Origin of the sequence: Novosphingobium sp. AAP1, assembly GCF_001295765.1 — a bacterium.
GTDB classification, from domain to species: Bacteria; Pseudomonadota; Alphaproteobacteria; order Sphingomonadales; family Sphingomonadaceae; genus Novosphingobium; species Novosphingobium capsulatum.
Genome location: NZ_LJHO01000041.1, coordinates 1 through 2,725, shown reverse-complemented (window position 1 = coordinate 2,725; position 2,725 = coordinate 1). Strand labels below are relative to the sequence as shown.

The 2,725-nt window shown below is 47.9% G+C and carries 3 protein-coding genes; all 3 read right to left on the bottom strand.

The features are described 5' to 3' along the window. Positions 1 to 900, bottom strand: a 900-nt coding sequence (locus IP65_RS21620) for a hypothetical protein (protein WP_156306829.1), incomplete at its 3' end; no start/stop codon positions are given. 796 nt (positions 901 to 1,696) lie between these two features. Continuing rightward, complete coding sequence (locus tag IP65_RS21615) at positions 1,697 to 2,140, bottom strand: hypothetical protein (protein ID WP_156306827.1); 444 nt, start codon at positions 2,138 to 2,140, stop codon at positions 1,697 to 1,699. Further along, a partial coding sequence (locus IP65_RS21860; protein ID WP_197279318.1) for a hypothetical protein occupies positions 2,128 to 2,725 on the bottom strand: 598 nt, incomplete at its 5' end. The genes IP65_RS21860 and IP65_RS21615, both read right to left, overlap by 13 nt.

Genomic DNA, 2,725 nt, shown 5'->3' with positions numbered 1-2,725 from the left:
AGTTTTTACCCCTATATAATTTGCGTGATTAGTACCAATGGTCTGATTTCCAAGCGGGTCAGTAACCGTAAAAGTATAATTACCCGCTGAATCCGGTCCGGCATATGCATAATGAACTGTCTGCGGCGCCGAATTGCAGGTATTGTCAGAAATTCCACATGAGTATGATCCAAGATTAACAGCTGATACCGAAGAAAGAACCCCCCAATTTGCATTAGTATCACTATTAACATCAGAAACGTAGCTATATTTTAACATATATCCACGACTATCAGTTACAGATTTTAGTCTATAGTAAAAATCATCTCTGCCTGCAGCGCCAGACCCAGAGTGAACCCGAAAATTATTGTAATCTAAGTTGACAACTCTACCATCTGGATATGATATAGATCTTCCTATTAGAGCTGGCCAATACCCAAACCCCAAATAGTGTGTGTATGACGGACTTGCTTGAAATACAGCGTAAAATTGGTACACTACACCATCTCGGTCTACAAACTTACTTCCGTCAAAAGATGAACCATCCGCGTATTGAGCGACCCAAGCTCCATTTGTATAATTAAATGTATACGCCTTTTCATCAATCATAACTGTAACAGGGGAATTTAGTTTTCCCGTTGTGGCGCTATAAGTTCCAGCGACAGCAATAAGAAAATTTCTGGCATCGGCTGTATACGATGAACGAATAAGCTGGAGGGGAGCGTCACTCGGGCCTATGCTGAGATCGACAATATGCGGACGAACCTGCCCGTTGGAGAGATCGATTCCGTTGCTGTCCACCGTGGAATTATAAGTTGGTGCAGGAGCAGTGCTTTGCGCAACCGCAAGCGCGGGAAACACAATGCAGCTCGCGGCGGACCCCAGCAGCACGGCGTAAAGAGAATTTTCCCGCTTCATCATATAATTACCCCCCCAGAAGACACGCCAAACTAAATCGAAAAAGTCGGAGGAAGTAATTAACTTTCTGTAATTTTTTACAGTATATTACCAATACGTTTCTCGAGCGAGCGTCTGCCAAAATGGTGGTACCAACCCAAGAGACCTAGCTGTCTAATTGTGAGACCTTCTCGCCGACCTCCGCAGCTCACCCGACGTATGGGACGACTTCCTGCACGCCAATTTCGACGATCCCGAAACCATCGAAGACATCAAACGCCACAAGCCGCGGTAACAATCGGGCGGTTACGGACGAATGGCGCACCGCACTGACCGACAATGCCATCGACGAATTACGAAGCATGATCGCCGACGCACGGCGATCTCCTGACGAATGGGAGCAATTCCTGCAGGACCTTGTTTCCGATCCTGCCACCATCAAAATCGTCAAGGCCTATAAGCTGCGGTAACAATCGGGCGATTACAAAAGAACCCCAGCGCTTCACATCATACCCGCACCATCAATTCCCGGGACCAAACATCTAATGTTTTGGACATAATCTCGCAAAGCCAGGCAGACTGCCTCAGGATCGCGGGAGACGGTCGTTTCCAGCACTTTTCCGCCCTTCTCGTCGACGATGCACAGGCATGAGCTTTACAGGGCAACATCTATTCCGACATGCAACTCCATGGTCCGACTCATCGGTTTTCGCAGGGCTCGCCCCGCGCACAAACTACCGTCTCACAGTCCCAGCGTCGCGTTCGCGACACACCTGCACGATTACGAGACCCATGCTTCCGATGTCCTACAAAGACCGGTTCAGCAGTTATAGAAATCCGGCTGCTGACGCTCCTGCCCCGGATACCCCGCTATCCCCCGCAGATATGACTGGATAATCCTTCGATCAGGCTGCGAGCAGATTTCGAACTTATCGGATCGATTGATTTCGTATATCACGCCAAGGTAATATCTACTATGATCCCCCCGCTTAATTCTATTTATAAGCGCTTCATATGTTTCAGACGGCTGCTTAGAAAACGCACCCTCTATGGTCATCTGGGGATTTGCGCCAGAACGCTCCATTATTTCTTTTTGTAGATCAAGGCGCTTCTCAATAGGGAGCGAGGCCGCATATCGGTCCCATTCGGAATACGGCAATTTCTCGATTTGTCGATAAGCAGGAGAGCCACGATCGCACCCAGCTGAGCAACCTACCATCGCCAAGACAAAAAGCCCATGCTTCCAATTTCTTAGAATGGACATGTCTTGTCCAATCCCGCAGCCTTGTAGGCATTGTAAGCGTCTTGGGCGAACTTATCCGCCGCCTGCTCAAACGGCGACGCATCATGGCTGCCAAAAGCAGCATAGGCGAAGGCTTGGTTGAAGGTGCTATAACCTCGAGCACCTTGGCTAGTATGCTGAATTTCGTGGAATTTATGAATCTCAGCCGCTCGGTCCGTTCTTCCAAATATATCTCCTACGAGATATACGTCATTTCCAATAGTAACTGAGTTCTCGGTCAACTCGAAGGGTGATCCCCGGTGTAGCGTGATGTCAGCCGGATTACTTTTAATCCTTCCCCTCAAAAAATCCTGAAGGCACGGTGGCAAACTTTTTTCATCTCGACGCCTGCTTACCACAATAGTTGACCCATTGCTTGATTCAGATTTTTTATCGCCACCTCCTTGTGTTACGGTATCAGTCCTATCATCTACATGTACGCATTCTTTTTCATTGTTGAATTTCGCATCAGAACCCGCCAAAGACGCTCCATATTTACGATACCAGCAAAAATCAAACATTCCGCTAGGATCTGTACCATTAACCGGATCTCCGCCGACGTAGTTA

Coding starts and splice junctions, on each gene's coding strand:
- IP65_RS21615 (WP_156306827.1), bottom strand. CDS start 2,140: ATGTCCATTCTAAGAAATTGGAAGCATGGGCTTTTTGTCTTGGCGATG.